Raw genomic sequence first — 14,982 nt, 5'->3', positions numbered from 1 at the left:
CGCGTATCGGTCACCTCTGCTGCATCGCGATCTCACGAAGCGCCATGAGGACGGTGTGTCGTGTCGTTTCACATCATGCCGCCCATGCTTCCAGTGCCGCCCACCCCGGTTCCACCGGTCCCGCTTGTGCCGGTACCTGGCGATATCGCAATCGGATGTGCGGCCCCCATCGTGGCCATCAGTGCGACGGCGGCTGCGTCCGGTTCGCCATTGGCGTCGATTGCGCCAAGAGTGAGGAGCGCTTCGAGATCGTTGTCCTCGCCCGGCTGTCCGACAGTGAATGCGGTGGTCAGAAAATTGGGGGTGGAAAGCGTAACACTGTACTTTTGCTGTAGATTCTGGACGACAGCGGCCTGCGCCGTCAGAACGTTGGTCTGATTCTGCAGCGCCTGCTGAAACTGCGTGTTCGTCGCGAAGCCGGCGATCAGCCCGCTTTCATTTGTACCGAGTTGCGCCGCCAGATACGACAACAACAGGTCAGTCTCCGGCGTGACGTTGTACGTGCCGCTAGCGAACGCGGCGGAGTGCAGCGTCGTCCCGCCCGAAGTCGCAGTGATCATGCACGGCATCACTGCGCCGAATGCCGCGTGGTAGTTTCCGTTCGCATCTGCTGCGACCGACATCGAGCCCCGCTCGCAGTTGATGCTGATCGTCGCGTTTGCGAGTGCCTTGCCGGTTGCCGCGGTACCGGCGATCGAAACCGTCGACATGCTGCTTGCGCTACTACCGCCTCCGCCGCCGCAGCCAGCGAACAACGCAACGGACGCAATTAGCAGCCCCGCGCTGACAGAACGGATGACGTGCTGTTGTCGAGTGCTCATCGAAGTCTGCCGGTGGTTCGTATGTCGTCTAAACGATTTCGCGGGGGCGTCTATTCCATCTTTCGCTCAACCCTTGATGCTGCGAAGGCATTGCAAACTGCCTGACACCGCGCGAGGTGGCGGCTGAGTGCCGGAAGGTTTCCCGGCTCCGCCACAGTAAACCTTCACTTCACTCGATTGGAATATAGCGGCCCCGTCATACGTTTATTGGGGGCGTAGACGCAAGAAATGATGCATTGCGCCATGCGCGACATTCCATCATCACGCGGCACCCGGTTGGAGGAAGTTTGAAACGAGCCATGAACGACCATGGAGACCGAACGAGACGAGGCTTGGGCGACCAGGATTTGCGGCCGCTGTCGGCGTTTGCCGACGATGAATTGTCCGCCACGGAGCACGCGATCATGCTCGTTCGGCTGACGACCAACCCTTGGGCGGCTGAGCGCGTGGCGGACTATCGCGCGCAAAAATTCGCGCTGACAGCACTGTTCGGAGACCCGCTACACGGTGCGCGTTGTATCGTCGTGCGCCACCGCGCGCCGTGGTGGCAGCAGGCCGGCGTGGCGGCATCCTGGATGGCGATGGGCATGGCGCTCGGCTCGGCACCCGGTTGGATGTCGGCGAATTTCACGGCCGATCCACCCGTGTTCGCGGAGCGCGCCGACATCGCTTACGCGGTGTACACGCCTGAGCAACGCCACCCCGTGGAGGTAGCGGCGCCGCAACGCGATCATCTGGTCGACTGGCTGTCACGGCGCCTCGGTCAGCGGTTGTCGGTGCCTTCGCTTCGGGAATATGGCTATTCACTGATTGGCGGTCGCCTCCTGCCCGGCGAGTCCGGCCCTGCCGCGCAGTTCATGTATCAGAACACGGCCGGCGCCCGGCTCACGATGTACGTTGCAGTGGTTCCAAAGGACGCGACGGCATTCCGCCTGTTTCGTGACGGTAATCGCAGCACGTTCTACTGGGAGAGTCAGGGGACGGGATGCGCGCTGACTGGCCTCGTCCCAGAGGTGCAATTGCGATCCATGGCGATCGACGCATGCAGCATGCTCGGGCGGCCGTTCAGAAGCCGGGGAACCAGCGGCGGTTTGAACCCATGATGCTTTGCGGAGTTCGCATTTCCGATCATCCAGCAAGCCGGAGCACGCAGCCTTCCGCAGGTTGGCAGGCAACCGCGCGGACGTTGCTGCGCGCGTTCGCGTTGACGTACCTGTTTGTCTCAACGGGCGCTCACGCCCAATCGACCAACCCGATTACGCCGGCTTCATCCGGCACATCGGTGGGATGCGCCGATGTCGCCACGTCGGATACCGTGAGTGTGGACGTCAACCGGTTCCGGTGTCTCACGGCCCGCGAACAGGCGGCTTCGTTGCGAACGTGGATTGAAAACCGCTCGCTTCTGTCTCTCACCGACGCTCAGATCCTCTCTCTGATGGACGCGATGAAGCCGGACGCCTTCGTCGAGTACGCGAGGTCCGACATGGTTCCCGACGACGCCTGCGAATACAGGATGTTCCGGCAGGAGCGGATATCCGGAAGATGGTCCGACCGGCCCGATCACATGGTTATCCGCTACCAGGACACCCCTCGAAAAGTCTACGCAAAATGGCTTCCTGATGGTGCCCATGCGGGACAGGAGATTCTCTACGACGAAACAAGGGACCCTGATAGCGTTGTCGGTCATCTGGGCGGAGTGCTGCGCATCGTGACAGGCAAGATCGCCATCGACGGCCCGTTCGCACACACCCAGTCCCGCCATAGCGTCCGCGATCTCGGCCTGCAGTACATCGCGCGCACCATCGAGCATGATGCCCGCAGCTTTCGTGAAGAGGGCCTGACTGAAAAGCCGACCCGCATTGAACTCATGAACGTGCACGGCGCGCGCTTGCTGGCATGGACATGGACTGCTCCCTCAGGGCCTCCAGCGCACTATGCGCAGCGTGTGAGACTGCTGTTCGATCTTCAGCACCCCTGGCCTAGTGGCGAAGCCGCGTGGAACGAGCGCGGCGACCTGCTGGAGATGATCCATTTCGAAGACGTTGTGCCTCACCACTGGAGCGAATCGATTTTCGATCGACGTAATCCTGAATACGGTTTCCACTGAGGCCGTATCCGGCGAAACCTCCACACCGGTTCGCAAGGATGGGTTGCCGCGATGCAGGGTCGCAGATCTGCAGCTTGGTCGTGCGATTTCGAAAGCGGTAGCAGGCGAGGCACGGCACTATGTGCAGCGACTTCCTATCGTCCCGATGAAGGAGAAACGAAATGCCCAAAGCGTTTTCGGTCCCTATTACTCCGCAAGGACAGTCCGCACTGGCGACGCTGCCGCCGTGGCACTATTCCAGTGACTGTCTCGCCATCGAATACTGGGCCGACCAGAAAGCGATCGCGGCGCTCCTCCCGCCAGGCCTCACGGTGGACGAGAAATCCGGCGGCCGGTCCTTCTTCTGGTTTCTGGATTGGCAGTTCACGGGTTCCAATGACGAATTGACGGACCCGGCCCGCTATCAATACCGCGAAGCCTTCGTTCTGGTCGAGGCGATCTTCGAAGGTGTTCCGGTCAACTACTGCCCATACATCTTTGTCGATAACGATGCCGCCATTGCCCGCGGATGGGCGCAGGGGTTTCCAAAGAAGCTCGCCAGCGTCTACCAGACTCGCAGTTTCTCCGCGCCCAGTCTCGCAGCCGCGCCGCTTGCCAAAGGCAGTCGCTTCGGTGCGAGTGTGTCCGCGCACGGAGAGCGGCTGGCGACTGCCCGTATCCAGCTTGAGGAACCGGTCGCTGACCCGACGACCGTGTTCAACCGGCCAACAACGATGCGCCGTTACTTTCCTCAACTCGCAGCGGGACTTCAGGAGAAGCCACCGGTTGATGAACTGACCATGTCGCTTACCGACAATCTCGCGATCGTGGACGTCTGGACCGGGTCGGCGGAGCTGAAGATTCCTGAGGTCGCCGGTGAGGACATAAACCTGATTGCGCCCGTACGCGTCGGGCGGGGTTATCGGCTTGGCATGGCGTACTCCGTGACCGACCTGCGCATTCTGAAGAACTACGTCGAATGATCGTTTGGGCGACCCTATGCGTTAGCAAGGGGCCCGGTTACGTGGGCTGCCTGAATATAAGCGGGAATTGATACAGCGTCTTTGGAAACTGTTTCAGACCGCGACGGGAGCGCCCGATGACCAGATTGTTGTCGGTATTCAGGACGTGCCGGCCAGTCAGGCGATGGAGATGGGCCAGGTCATGCCGGATGTCGCGAACGAATAGGGTGAGAGGTGGTGCGCCTCGAAGGCGCCCCTGGTCTTTGGCACCCCCATCGCCTGACGGATCACCACGAAGCGCTGATCCAGTATCCGCAATCCGCCCGCTTTAGCGGCGTCTTTTTCGAGCTGCTGCTTGACACCTGCAGCCACGTCCAGATGCTGATCCAGAAAGCACTGCACAACAGCCGGTGACGTTGGAATCCGGACGATTGTCGCGTGATACAGTTCGCGCGTCAGCAACAGATGTTCAGAACACACCACCGCTACGGCGTTTTGCGATTGAAGGCTTTGTCATCTTGGATTGCCCTTGATTAGCGTGCCAGAGCGATATTAGCCTGGCAATTGTCGAAAGGCGTGCGCGGACAACATATGTCTATGTCGTGATTCGCCACGGCATGTCGCGTCTTTTCGAGGGAGTGTTCTACAGATTTGCCCCGCCTTCTGCGTCCCGGATCTTGTCTGCGCGACTACCATTCACGGTTCTATGCCGCGCACGGCGCGTTCCTATCACCGAGTTTTCGCATGAGTCTACTAATTCGTTTGCTGCTTTTGTTAATCACCAGTGGTCGTCGGAGTCGGCTGCACGTGCTCGACACGTGTGTCACGCCTTTTCGAGTCTGGCTCAACGACCTCGACGTCTTGCTTCATATGAACAACGGCCGTTACTTCACGATCCTCGATTTGGCGCGCGTAGATCTGATGATGCGCAGTGGTCTGTGGCGGCAATTGAAGGCACAAGGCTGGTATCCAGTCGTCACACTGGAAACGATGCGTTTTCATCGGTCGCTCGAGCTTGGCGACCGTTATAACGTCCAGACTCGCGTTATCGGTTGGGATGAGAAGCATATTTTCATCGAGCAAGGTTTCGTGCGTGATGATGTGCAGGTCGCATTGGCCGTCGTGCGAGCACGGTTCCTGAAGCGAAGTGGCGGCGTTGTGACGACCGCCGAGTTGCTGGAACTGTCGGCGATTACGCAGCCGTCGCCGGAGTTGCCCGGATGGGTTGCGAGGTGGAGTGAGGCTGAAGGAGGGATGGCGCTTACGTAGCCTTCTTTTTGTGGGCAGAGGTGGAGGCCGTCACACGACGGCAGCCAACCCACGATCCTGTTCGATCGCCCGCGCGACTCGAGCCATCATCAGCTTGACCACGCGTGCGATTCAGTACGCGTAAAGCGTCAAGGTGCGACCGCAGGTGCGTTGGTAGGCTTTTGACCATTCGCCTTCTGCTCGGCATTCTGCAGATTCTGCGGATAGTTCGTTTGATTCCCCGCCGGACTGTACCCGTTCTTTTCCAGCTTGCTGAGTTCGGCGTTTTTCTTCGCACGGCGCGCCTTGCGGTCGGCCTTCTTTTGCGCCTTCATCTCTTGCTTCGACATCGCACTATCGGAGGCGCCGGCATCGGTTGTCGCTGCATGAGCTTGCAACGTCGGAAGTGAGAGGAGACTCAAAGCCATACCTGCTGAAACAACAAAAACAGACAGTTGCTTGAACTTCATACGTATCTCCGTATGGGTGCGTTAGGCGGCGTGAGACTGCTCACGGACCATTTGGGTTGGTTCCTGAGAAGAACGTGTCTCTTCGCATGGGGAACGCTCGAACCGTAATCGATGAGACGTCGACAGGGATACAGGGGTTAACCGCGAGGAGGTGACGAGGCATAACGCTGAAAGGCTCTTGCACACTTGCTTTAACGCGCATTTTCCCTGATTTCACGAAAGAGATTCCCCTTTCTGCTCTTTGTTCGAGTGGATGGGGAATATACACTCGGGCAAAAATACAAGCGCAGTTCAGGAGACGTGCCCACGGAAATTATTACCCTCCGCATAAGCCTCACTCCAGTGCTTGTTTTTTCTTTCTTCTCATTTCCTTCCCTGCGAGCGTCTCTGAGACTCCACGTCCTTCAGCCGTGTCGCATTTGATCAAAGATAGACGGACGCTGGGAAAGGTGTGAGCACTTTCGATTGCAGGGGAAGTACGTAGTATAACTATATTAATGGAGATAGCGATGAAGAAACTTCTGTTCGGCGTGTTCGCATTGTCTGCGACGGCAACCGCGATGGCTCAGAGCAGCGTCACGTTATACGGCATCGTGGACAACGGTATCGCATACGAGACCAATCTGCCGAAGGGGCATGTATTCGGTGCGCAAAGTGGAGGCTGGGCGCAATCGAGATTTGGTCTCAAAGGCAGTGAGGACCTCGGCGGCGGCACCCATGCAATTTTCACGCTCGAGTCCCGACTGAATACCATGACCGGGGCTTTCGCGAACGGAAGTTTCTTCGAGGGACAGGCGACCGTAGGCCTGCAGAATGACACCTGGGGCCAAATCAAGTTCGGCAACATGGGATCGGCTGAAATAAGTCAATACTCGGGCGACGTCGACCCACAGCAAACAAAGAAGTATGCGATTGGAACGCTGGTACGCGGCCGCATCTTCTCACAGGCAGGGAACGGCGCGGAGTACCTGTCGCCGACGATTGGCGGCTTTACCCTGCAAGGCCAGTATGATTTGACGAATTCGTCGACGTGGAATGCGGGAAATCCTGGAAGCGCACCGGGTCAACTCGGTACTTCCAGCGGACTCGGAAGCTCGCAGGGCCGCTCGGATGGTATCAAACTCTCTTACGCGAACAAGGGCCTTTTCTGGCAGGCGACCTATGACGAGGTTCGCGACGGAAACGGCCAATTCAGCAACGTGTACCTTGCTTCCCGCTCGATTCTCACGGGCTTGACGTACGCATTCGGTCCTGTGACTGGATACATTGGCTACCAGCATCTGAGCGCTCCGAACGCATCGAATGCGGGCTATTTTGGCACGGCGACCCCGTCAGCGTTGCCGGCAGGAACGAGCCTCCCGACAGCCGTTAATCATGAGTGGATTGGTGCGATCTGGCAGACGACGCCCGCACTTGCTATCACCGGCGCCGTCTATCACGCGAATGCAAACAACGGGAACGGGAACGCAACCCTCTACACGTTGGGGGCGAACTATTCGCTGTCCAAGCGAACGCTCCTGTACACGGAACTGGCGTACGTTAGAAACAGTTCGTCCTCTAACATTGGCCTCGACAGTGGTCTGTATGGCGCGAATATCAACAACGACCCGGTCAACGGAAGCACCTCGAGCACCAACCCCAACTATGGCAAAAGCCAGTTTGGCGTTATTGCAGGGTTGGCGACGACGTTCTGATGCTGTCGATAGGTCCGGGTGACGATTTTCTCTCGGATCTATCAGGCGCTGCGTCTGCGCTGATGAGCGGTCGATTCAATCGCGGAAACGACTGGCGATGTGGTCCGGAATGTTTTCTGGTGTCACGACTACGACCGAAGAAGATGATGCGACGGATGATGCTGGCAGGAGCTTGTGAAAGTGCATGACATGATGACATGCGGAGCGCATGTCCTGTCGGAGATCATGATGCAAGATTGCCTGAATCCGTCCAGCGCGTAGAAGCTGCACGTTATCCTTGTCCAGGTCGTGACCGATGAAGCAGACCGGAGCTTGCTGCTGCGCTTCCAGCGCGCGAAGAATCGCGACGTTGCCTCCTCCCATGGAGTACACGGCAGCGATGTCAGTGCCATCGTTGAGAACGCTTCGGACTCGCTCTTCAGTTGGCAAATCAAGGCCATGTCCGCCGCTTGCATCAATCAGTCTGAGTCGGGGGTGGTGCTTGCGCAGTGCTCGACGAAAGCTTATCTCGCGCTCTTCTTCGCCCCGAAAATGCTCGTCGCTCATCGTTATCAACACGTTAGCCGGCTGGGGGCCCAGCAATAGGCCCAGAAGGTACGCCGCCGTGGCTCCAGCGACGCGATTGTCGAGTCCGGCGTAGGCGATGCGGCCCGACAGCGGTATGTCGGTGAAGACTGTGACGACAGGAATGCCGTGATGCTGGAGTTCGCGGACCACCTCGGCAATCTCGGGAACGTCGCGGGCCTTCAGAAAAACACCATGGCTGCCTCTTCGGGCGATAGACCGAAGGGCATCCACGACTTCGGGCGTCGTCATCGTCTCCCGCAACAGGAAGCGCGGACGAACAACCGCCGGGTGCATCAATGCGAGTTCCGCCTCGAGCGCATTTTTTATCTCGTCGCTGAACCGCGCCGGCGCTTCTACTACCACGTCGACCATGAGCTTGCGCCCCGTGTTCGCCAGGTTTAGCTCCTGTTTCTCAAGTTCTTTTATCGCCTGCTCAACCCGATTGCGAGTGTGCTCCCGGACGTTTGCGCGTCCGTTCAGAACCCTATCAACAGTTGCCACTCCAAGCCCTGCCTGAAGGGCAATTTCCTTGATCAAGAAGCGGTGAGCCAATCCGACCCTCCATTGTTGATAGTTTTTTGATGTATTTCTGATAATTCGATCTGTGCTTTGCGAGCTATCCTACATCGAAAATGGGAGGCACGTATGGACGACCGACGCGAAGACTATCTCGCTGAGCGAACTAATTGGTATCGCGAAAGCGACTGCAGCTTGGGTGATTTCGTGACGGCGCTCAACGCGGCGGCGGAGCGTGGGCTACGCTACGCGGCAAAGTCGGTTCAAGCGATTCCTGTATACGAATGCCGCGAGCTGGAAGAAGTGCGCTCGTCTGAAACGGAAAGGCTTCAGCTACTGTCGGAGTGGGCCGGGGTCCTGCGAGATGGAGCGGGCGTCTTTGTGCTCAAGCACGCTTTTGCCGACACAGGGTGCGTGGATGAGGCGACGGCCATCTTCGAATCGATTATTGAAGCCGAGAAGAAATCGGGCTCGAAGGCTGACCATTTCGCGAAAGCAGGCGCAAACGATCGTATCTGGAACGCGCAGGAAAAACTCTGCCTTGCGGCACCGGAGGTCTTCGCCAGATACTTTTCGAACCCTTGGCTGCCGGCGGCCGCCGAGGCATGGCTTGGCCCGTGCTTTCAGGTTACGTCCCAGGTCAATGTTGTCAGACCCGGCGGAGAGGCGCAGCAAGCCCATCGTGACTACCATCTGGGCTTCCAGACGGCCGAGGTGGCTGCGTCCTTTCCAGCGCACGTCCATAGGATGTCGCCTTTTCTCACGCTGCAAGGGGCCGTTGCGCACAGCGACATGCCTGTTGAGAGCGGTCCGACCAAACTCCTGCCTTACTCGCAGCGATACGCTCAAGGCTATCTGGCTTGGCGTAGACCTGATTTCCGCGAGTATTTCGAGAACAACTTCGTTCAGGTGCCGCTTGCCAAGGGCGATGCCATCTTCTTCAATCCGGCGCTATTTCACGCAGCCGGGCCGAATCGAACGAGCCAGGTTCAGCGCATGGCAAACCTGCTTCAAATCTCGTCGGCTTACGGTCGGGCGATGGAAGCGGTGGATCGAACACGCATGTCAGAGACTCTCTACCCAGTCCTTCGGGACAGGTTTAAGACCGGCAAGATAACCGGGCTCGAGGCGCTGTCGGTGATTGCCTCGTGCGCCGAAGGCTATGCGTTCCCGACAAACCTTGACAGGGATCCGCCCGCCGGGGGACTCGCGCCGGAGAGCCAAGGCCAGATGATGCTCAGAGCGCTTCGGGAGGACTGGGAGCCGTCCGAGTTTGCGCGAGCCCTCGCGAAGCATGCCTGGCGTCAAGGGAATGGCGAATCCACTGAACTGATAGATTATTGATGTGTTTTTGTGACTAAAAGATAGAGCCACGGCACTATCATGATGCCGACGCGACACACGAAATGACTCAGCAAAGTCGCGCGTGCTCCCGCATCCGGATTGGACGTGGGCGAACGAGGCGCAATGGTGCAAGGGCATGGATCAGTTCAAGGAACTACAACTATTCGTCGAGGTGGCCGAGACGGGCAGCATCAGCCGGGCTGCGGAAGCTGTCGAGCTTTCCATCTCGGCCGCAAGTCGATATTTGATTTCGTTGGAGGCGAGACTTGGCGTCCAACTGGTGCGCAGGACGACTCGCAACCTTTACCTGACTGAGGCTGGCGCTGAGTTTCACCGACGCTGCAAATCCATCCTCGCCGATCTTGGCGAAGCAGAGGCTGTCACCAAGGAAGCGGTCGTGCGTCCAAGCGGTGTCCTTCGCGTCACCGCCTCGTTATCGTTCTGCATGCTTCATATCGCCCCGATGCTTCCTGATTTCACGGCGCGCTACCCCGACATTACAGTGGACGTGGTAGCGGCTAACCGTTACTGCGACATCATCGAGAACGGCATCGACGTCGCGATTCGTACGAAAGTCCTTGAGCCAGATAGCAACATAACCATTAGAAGATTGGCTTCGACACGCCGCATATTGGCCGCATCGCCCGGCTACATCGAGGCGAACGGGCGCCCCCGCTTTCCGGCGGAGCTCGCGAAGCACAGGCTGCTGAACTATCAACTCGCCGACAATCCACGCGAGCTTTCATTCACACGTGGTGGTGAGAACGTCGTTGTCAGAGTGAAGCCGTTGGTGGAATCGAATGACGGCCAGATATTGCGTATCGCCGCGCTAGACGGCATGGGCATTCTGGTGCAGCCTAAATACATCATCTACGACGACCTCAAGGCAGGCCGTCTTGTCCCGGTGCTCGACGACTGGGACCTTCCCCGGCTGACCATGAACATCGCGTTTCAGACTCGCTCACACCTGCCTGTAAAGGTGCGACTGTTCATTGACGCACTCGTGGATCGGTTCCATCAGAACGAATACGAACGGCATTGGACAGCGTGAGTCTGCGCTCACCGCATTTGGGGTTTCTTCCCACTCAGCGCGAAAGACTTTCCCTTTCTAGCTCTGTTTTGCCAGTCACGACGAATATAGACTCGTCTCAAAGCTACAGAAGAGATTGATGGAGACACGCAATGCAAAGCGCAACCTCTGCAGTTCCGTCCGCATCGCCTTATTTCGATGAGGCTCGCTCGGCCGAAGTCGTCAATGCCCGTATGAGCGAAGATGCCGACGCTCGCCTGAGTCAGGTGATGTCGGTTCTGGTCAAGCATCTTCATGCTGCGGTCAAGGAAATTGAGCCGACGCATGAAGAGTGGTTCACCGCCATTCGCTTCCTGACCGAGACGGGTCAAATGTGCACGGACTGGCGGCAAGAGTACATCCTGCTCTCGGACGTCCTGGGCGTTTCGATGCTCGTTGATGCAATCAATCATCGTCGTCCGAGTGGTGCTACGCCGAACACGATTCTGGGTCCCTTCTACATCGCCAACGCACCTGAATATCCGAACGGCGCGAACATCTGCCTGGACGGAAAGGGCGAGCCCATGGTTGTTGAAGGCCGGGTTGCCGATATCAAGGGAAACCCGATTCCTGACGCGAAGCTCGAGGTCTGGCAGACCAACGACGACGGCTTCTATGACGTGCAGCAGAAAGGCATTCAGCCTGACTCAAATCTTCGCGGCGTTTTTACGTCGGATGCTGAGGGCCGCTACTGGTTCAAGTCTGTCAAGCCGCGTCACTATCCGATTCCTTCGGACGGTCCGGTCGGCAAGCTCCTCGCCGCAATAGGCCGACATCCGAACCGAGCTGCTCATCTGCACTTCATCGTAACCGCGCCTGGCTTTGACCCGGTCATCACTCACATTTTTACGCCCGACTGTCCGTATCTCCCCGAAGACGCGGTCTTCGGCGTCAAGCGTGAACTCATCGCTGAATTCAACAAGATTGACGACCCGCAAGCTGGTGAGCGCGTCGGGGTCTTGTCACCGTTTTGGTCTGTGTCGTGGGACTTCACCCTCGCGACGTCCACGAAGCCCACGCGGGCAATCCCGTAATCGTTTGGTGCGCGGGAGCGCGCCGCCGAAAAAACTGATGACATTGCGAGATACAGGAGTACTACATATGAGCGCGAAGAAAGAATTGCTGGCTGCGTACTGGACACTCGCTGGCGACGTCTATCCGTGTGCACCGAACGAAATCAGCCCGTTTCCGCTGCGCGATCGCTGCGAAGCAGCTTCGCGTGCCGGCTGGAGTGGTATCGGCCTCATTCTCGATGACCTCGAGTACAGCATCGGGAAGTACGGCGTGTCCGGCGTCAAGAAGATTCTGGACGACACGGGCATGAAGTACTTCGAGCTCGAGATCCTCATGGACTGGTACTTCGACGGCGAGGCGCGTGCCAAGTCGGACGATTGCCGGCGCCGTTTCATCGAACTGGGTCGCGAACTGGGCATGCGCAATCTGAAAATCGGTGCGAGCCCCTTCGACAAGAATCCGGCCGACTTTCCCCGCATGACCGACGAATTCGGGAAGCTTTGCCAGGACGTGGCGGCGGTTGGCGCCACGGTTGCAATCGAGTTCATGCCTTTCTCTCCCATTCGAAACATCGCAGAAGCGCTGCAGGTTGCTCAAGGCGCCAACCAACCCAATGGTGGCCTGATGGTTGACCACTGGCACGTAGCACGCGGTGGCAGCCCCTATAGCGAAGTCGCCCAGATCCCCGCGCGCTTCATCAAGGGCGTAGAGATGGATGACGTCGGCGCACAGGTTAAGGGGTCGTTGTTCGACGACTCGACCTTTAACCGCCAGCTTTGTGGCGAAGGTGCAGGTGACTGCCCGGCCTTCGTCGACGCCCTTGAGCAAGCAGGCTGCACGCTGCCGTACTACGGCGTGGAACTCATCTCCGAGGTGCACCGGAAATTTCCGCTCGACGAGATGGCAAAGCGCGCTTACGACACCACCATCGCGCAGTTCTCGGCAAAAACCGCGACTTCTGCCTGAAGCTTTCGACCTTAACCGACAACGTATTTCTGGAGACTCACATGATTCGAATCGCCGTACTCGGTGCCGGCCGCATTGGTCGCATTCACGCTGGCAACGTCGCCGCGAGCCCGAACGCAAAACTGGTCGTGGTGGCAGACCCCGTTGAAAGTGCGGCTAAGTCGCTAGCTAGCCGTCTGGGCTGCGAGGCCTCGACGGACGCGGCAGCCGTCCTCGAGCGCAACGACATCGACGCAGTGGTCATCGGTACGCCGACGGATACGCACATCACGTTCATGCTCGAAGCCGTCAAGCGCGGCAAGGCTGTTCTGTGCGAGAAGCCTATCGACCTCGACATGGAGAAGTCGCTGGCCGCGGCAAACGAAGTCGAGCGACTGGGCGGTCGCGTCATGCTCGCGTTCAATCGACGTTTCGACCCGACATCGCAAGCCTTCCGCAAAGCGATCGACGCGGGCGACGTCGGCGAAGTGCGCCAGGTCATTATTTCGAGCCGTGACCCGGGCATGCCTCCGCGTGACTATGTCGAACACTCGGGCGGCATCTTCCGCGACATGGTGATCCACGATCTGGACATGGCTCGCTGGCTGCTCGGCGAAGAGCCGGTCGAGGTAATGGCCATGGCCAGCCGTCTCGTCGACGAGTCGCTTGAGAAGCTGACTGACTTCGATACGGTGATGGTGCAGTTACGGACAGCTTCGGGCAAGCAATGCCACATCAACTGCTGTCGCGAAGCCGTGTACGGCTACGACCAGCGCATGGAAGTGTCGGGTTCGAAGGGAATGCTCCTGCAAGAAAACCTGCGTCCTTCGACGATTCGACGCTGGTCCAAGGAAGCGACCGACGTCCGCGAGCCGCTGCTCAACTTCTTCCTCGAGCGCTACGAGGCTGCATACAAGGCCGAACTCGAAGCCTTCGTCGACGCACTGAACGCCAACTCGCCTTTGCCGACCTCCGTTCAGGACGGGCTGAAGGCGCTGCGTCTGGCGGACTGCGCGCTCGAGTCGGCGTTGTCGGGCAAAGCCGTCAAGGTGTAACGGGAAATCTGGAGGAGATAAGTCATGACGCGAAAGATCGGTCCCAACGAAACGCTCGGCGTAGCATGTCTTGGCATCACTCATCCCCATACGTCGGGGCGGGTCAAGGCAATCCAGCGTCGCACCGACGCAAAGATGCTTGGTGCGTGGGACAAAAGCCCGCTGCTCACACCGTTCGTCGACGCGCTCGGTCTCGAGGCGCGCTCGAAGGAAGATATTCTGGCGGATGAGAATGTTCATGTCGTGCTCGTCCACTCCAAGAGCGAGAAGATGGCCGATCTGACCATTGAAGCGCTCGAAGCGGGCAAGGCAGTGTTGTGCGAGAAGCCCGCTGGCCGCAGTTCCGTTGACGCCAAGCGCATCGTGGAAGCTGTGGAGCGTACCGGCGGACTCGTGCAAGTCGGCTATTGCTGGCGTTTCGCACCATCGGTAGACGCCATGCAGGCGGCACTCAAGAGCGGACGTCTCGGCAAAGTTGTTCAGGTGCGCGCCCACGGCGGTTGCTCGCACGATGAGGCAGGTACTCCGCACATGACCCAACCTGGTGATATTGGCGGCGCGGTATTCGTCATCGGATGTCATCTGGTGGACCGCATCCTTCTGCACTTCGGCTTGCCCCGCTCTGTCAACGCGCGTATCACGAAGTTTCCGAACTTCCACGGTGACGAATCGCGTGAAGATGCAGCAGGCGCGGTGCTGAACTACGAAGACAAGATTGTCACGGTCGACTTCATGTCGTGGGACGTCCTGCCGTGGACCGAGAGCTGGGACATCACCGCCTACGGAACGGAAGGCATCATGTCTTCCCGCTCGCTGCCCGCGAGCTACAAGATTTATGACGCGGGCAAAGGCGACCATCCGGAGGGCTGGACCGGGTGGCAGGAGACCAGCTTCCCGGAAATATGGGCAACAAAAAAGACGGAGTATTCGCCCGATATCGCCGAAATCGGCAACCCGGTGTACTTCGATCGGGAATCGAACGCGTTCTTCGACGCTTTGCGCAACGGCACGCAGTCGGTTGTGCCGGCTACGCAGGCGTACAACATTAGCCGTGTCATCGAGGCCATGTTCGCTTCTTCCAAAGAAGCGGGTGCAGAGGTCTTGATCGGTTAAGCATTTGAATGGCTGACGCCTTCGGGCGTCGGACGAGGATTCTGTACTTCATAAACCGGCAACACAAATACGCATTCC

At 58.6% G+C, this 14,982-nt stretch carries 15 protein-coding genes and 1 pseudogene; 12 read left to right on the top strand and 4 right to left on the bottom strand.

Features of this window, described 5'->3' with window-relative positions; genetic code table 11:
- Positions 1-68: 68 nt before the first annotated feature.
- Complete coding sequence (locus tag P3T25_RS42185; protein ID WP_429363182.1) at positions 69-821, bottom strand: hypothetical protein; 753 nt, start codon at positions 819-821, stop codon at positions 69-71.
- Between the two features lie 299 nt (positions 822-1,120).
- On the opposite strand from P3T25_RS42185, the gene P3T25_RS42180 reads away from it, so the two are divergent.
- The 4 genes from P3T25_RS42180 to P3T25_RS42165 all read left to right on the top strand — a co-directional run bounded on the left by P3T25_RS42180 (position 1,121) and on the right by P3T25_RS42165 (position 4,095).
- The gene (locus P3T25_RS42180; RefSeq protein ID WP_429363180.1) at positions 1,121-1,924 is read left to right on the top strand and encodes an anti-sigma factor family protein; all 804 of its coding nucleotides are present in this window, start codon (positions 1,121-1,123) and stop codon (positions 1,922-1,924) included.
- Positions 1,925-2,007: 83 nt separating this feature from the next.
- Positions 2,008-2,928, top strand: coding sequence for a DUF1571 domain-containing protein (locus tag P3T25_RS42175; protein WP_429363178.1), 921 nt, complete (start codon positions 2,008-2,010; stop codon positions 2,926-2,928).
- A 161-nt stretch (positions 2,929-3,089) separates the two neighbouring features.
- The gene (locus tag P3T25_RS42170) at positions 3,090-3,890 is read left to right on the top strand and encodes an acetoacetate decarboxylase family protein (RefSeq protein WP_429363176.1); all 801 of its coding nucleotides are present in this window, start codon (positions 3,090-3,092) and stop codon (positions 3,888-3,890) included.
- A 46-nt stretch (positions 3,891-3,936) separates the two neighbouring features.
- Positions 3,937-4,095, top strand: coding sequence for a tautomerase family protein (locus P3T25_RS42165; RefSeq protein ID WP_154566698.1), 159 nt, complete (start codon positions 3,937-3,939; stop codon positions 4,093-4,095).
- Here the strand turns inward: P3T25_RS42165 and P3T25_RS42160 are convergent.
- Positions 4,047-4,334 (bottom strand): annotated as a pseudogene (locus P3T25_RS42160) (ABC transporter substrate-binding protein); the annotation flags it as partial. The gene P3T25_RS42165 and the pseudogene P3T25_RS42160 sit on opposite strands and share 49 nt — an antisense overlap.
- A 279-nt stretch (positions 4,335-4,613) precedes the next feature.
- Between P3T25_RS42160 and P3T25_RS42155 the strand changes: the two are divergent.
- Entirely contained in the window at positions 4,614-5,138 is a 525-nt protein-coding gene (locus P3T25_RS42155) for a thioesterase family protein (RefSeq protein ID WP_429363174.1), read from the top strand.
- Positions 5,139-5,266: 128 nt separating this feature from the next.
- Here the strand turns inward: P3T25_RS42155 and P3T25_RS42150 are convergent, their stop codons facing one another.
- A complete protein-coding gene (locus P3T25_RS42150; protein WP_154563843.1) occupies positions 5,267-5,587 on the bottom strand; it encodes a hypothetical protein in 321 nt (106 codons plus the stop codon).
- Between the two features lie 509 nt (positions 5,588-6,096).
- Here P3T25_RS42150 and P3T25_RS42145 point away from each other — a divergent pair.
- Positions 6,097-7,281, top strand: a complete 1,185-nt coding sequence (locus tag P3T25_RS42145) for a porin (RefSeq protein WP_429363172.1) — start codon at positions 6,097-6,099, stop codon at positions 7,279-7,281.
- 75 nt (positions 7,282-7,356) lie between these two features.
- On the opposite strand, the gene P3T25_RS42140 is transcribed toward P3T25_RS42145, so the two are convergent.
- Positions 7,357-8,400, bottom strand: a complete 1,044-nt coding sequence (locus P3T25_RS42140) for a LacI family DNA-binding transcriptional regulator (RefSeq protein ID WP_154563847.1) — start codon at positions 8,398-8,400, stop codon at positions 7,357-7,359.
- 93 nt (positions 8,401-8,493) lie between these two features.
- Here P3T25_RS42140 and P3T25_RS42135 point away from each other — a divergent pair, with 93 nt between their 5' ends.
- The 6 genes from P3T25_RS42135 to P3T25_RS42110 all read left to right on the top strand — a co-directional run bounded on the left by P3T25_RS42135 (position 8,494) and on the right by P3T25_RS42110 (position 14,904).
- Complete coding sequence (locus P3T25_RS42135) at positions 8,494-9,708, top strand: phytanoyl-CoA dioxygenase family protein (protein WP_429363170.1); 1,215 nt, start codon at positions 8,494-8,496, stop codon at positions 9,706-9,708.
- 136 nt (positions 9,709-9,844) lie between these two features.
- Complete coding sequence (locus tag P3T25_RS42130) at positions 9,845-10,759, top strand: LysR family transcriptional regulator (RefSeq protein WP_429363168.1); 915 nt, start codon at positions 9,845-9,847, stop codon at positions 10,757-10,759.
- Positions 10,760-10,890: 131 nt separating this feature from the next.
- Positions 10,891-11,811 (top strand): intradiol ring-cleavage dioxygenase, encoded by a 921-nt coding sequence (locus P3T25_RS42125; RefSeq protein ID WP_429363166.1) that lies wholly within the window; start codon positions 10,891-10,893, stop codon positions 11,809-11,811.
- Positions 11,812-11,878: 67 nt separating this feature from the next.
- Positions 11,879-12,757 carry a sugar phosphate isomerase/epimerase family protein gene (locus tag P3T25_RS42120; RefSeq protein WP_154563855.1) on the top strand — a complete coding sequence of 293 codons (879 nt, stop codon included), beginning with the start codon at positions 11,879-11,881 and terminating at the stop codon, positions 12,755-12,757.
- Positions 12,758-12,798: 41 nt separating this feature from the next.
- Positions 12,799-13,791, top strand: coding sequence for an inositol 2-dehydrogenase (gene iolG, locus P3T25_RS42115; RefSeq protein ID WP_200652989.1), 993 nt, complete (start codon positions 12,799-12,801; stop codon positions 13,789-13,791).
- 24 nt (positions 13,792-13,815) lie between these two features.
- Positions 13,816-14,904, top strand: a complete 1,089-nt coding sequence (locus P3T25_RS42110) for a Gfo/Idh/MocA family protein (RefSeq protein ID WP_429363163.1) — start codon at positions 13,816-13,818, stop codon at positions 14,902-14,904.
- Positions 14,905-14,982: the final 78 nt, after the last annotated feature.

The sequence above is a fragment of the Paraburkholderia sp. GAS32 genome (assembly GCF_050434225.1).
In the GTDB taxonomy this organism is placed as follows: Bacteria; Pseudomonadota; Gammaproteobacteria; order Burkholderiales; family Burkholderiaceae; genus Paraburkholderia; species Paraburkholderia madseniana.
The sequence above is the reverse complement of the archived record's forward strand: the minus strand, read 5'-3'. Positions and strand labels throughout refer to the sequence as shown.

Bases quoted from the DNA above. Each gene is read 5' to 3' on its own strand.
- P3T25_RS42135 (WP_429363170.1), top strand. From the start codon at position 8,494: ATGGACGACCGACGCGAAGACTATCTCGCTGAGCGAACTAATTGGTAT.
- P3T25_RS42110 (WP_429363163.1), top strand. From the start codon at position 13,816: ATGACGCGAAAGATCGGTCCCAACGAAACGCTCGGCGTAGCATGTCTT.
- P3T25_RS42125 (WP_429363166.1), top strand. From the start codon at position 10,891: ATGCAAAGCGCAACCTCTGCAGTTCCGTCCGCATCGCCTTATTTCGAT.
- P3T25_RS42185 (WP_429363182.1), bottom strand. From the start codon at position 821: ATGAGCACTCGACAACAGCACGTCATCCGTTCTGTCAGCGCGGGGCTG.
- P3T25_RS42180 (WP_429363180.1), top strand. From the start codon at position 1,121: ATGAACGACCATGGAGACCGAACGAGACGAGGCTTGGGCGACCAGGAT.
- P3T25_RS42145 (WP_429363172.1), top strand. From the start codon at position 6,097: ATGAAGAAACTTCTGTTCGGCGTGTTCGCATTGTCTGCGACGGCAACC.
- iolG (WP_200652989.1), top strand. From the start codon at position 12,799: ATGATTCGAATCGCCGTACTCGGTGCCGGCCGCATTGGTCGCATTCAC.
- P3T25_RS42155 (WP_429363174.1), top strand. From the start codon at position 4,614: ATGAGTCTACTAATTCGTTTGCTGCTTTTGTTAATCACCAGTGGTCGT.
- P3T25_RS42170 (WP_429363176.1), top strand. From the start codon at position 3,090: ATGCCCAAAGCGTTTTCGGTCCCTATTACTCCGCAAGGACAGTCCGCA.
- P3T25_RS42150 (WP_154563843.1), bottom strand. From the start codon at position 5,587: ATGAAGTTCAAGCAACTGTCTGTTTTTGTTGTTTCAGCAGGTATGGCT.
- P3T25_RS42120 (WP_154563855.1), top strand. From the start codon at position 11,879: ATGAGCGCGAAGAAAGAATTGCTGGCTGCGTACTGGACACTCGCTGGC.
- P3T25_RS42130 (WP_429363168.1), top strand. From the start codon at position 9,845: ATGGATCAGTTCAAGGAACTACAACTATTCGTCGAGGTGGCCGAGACG.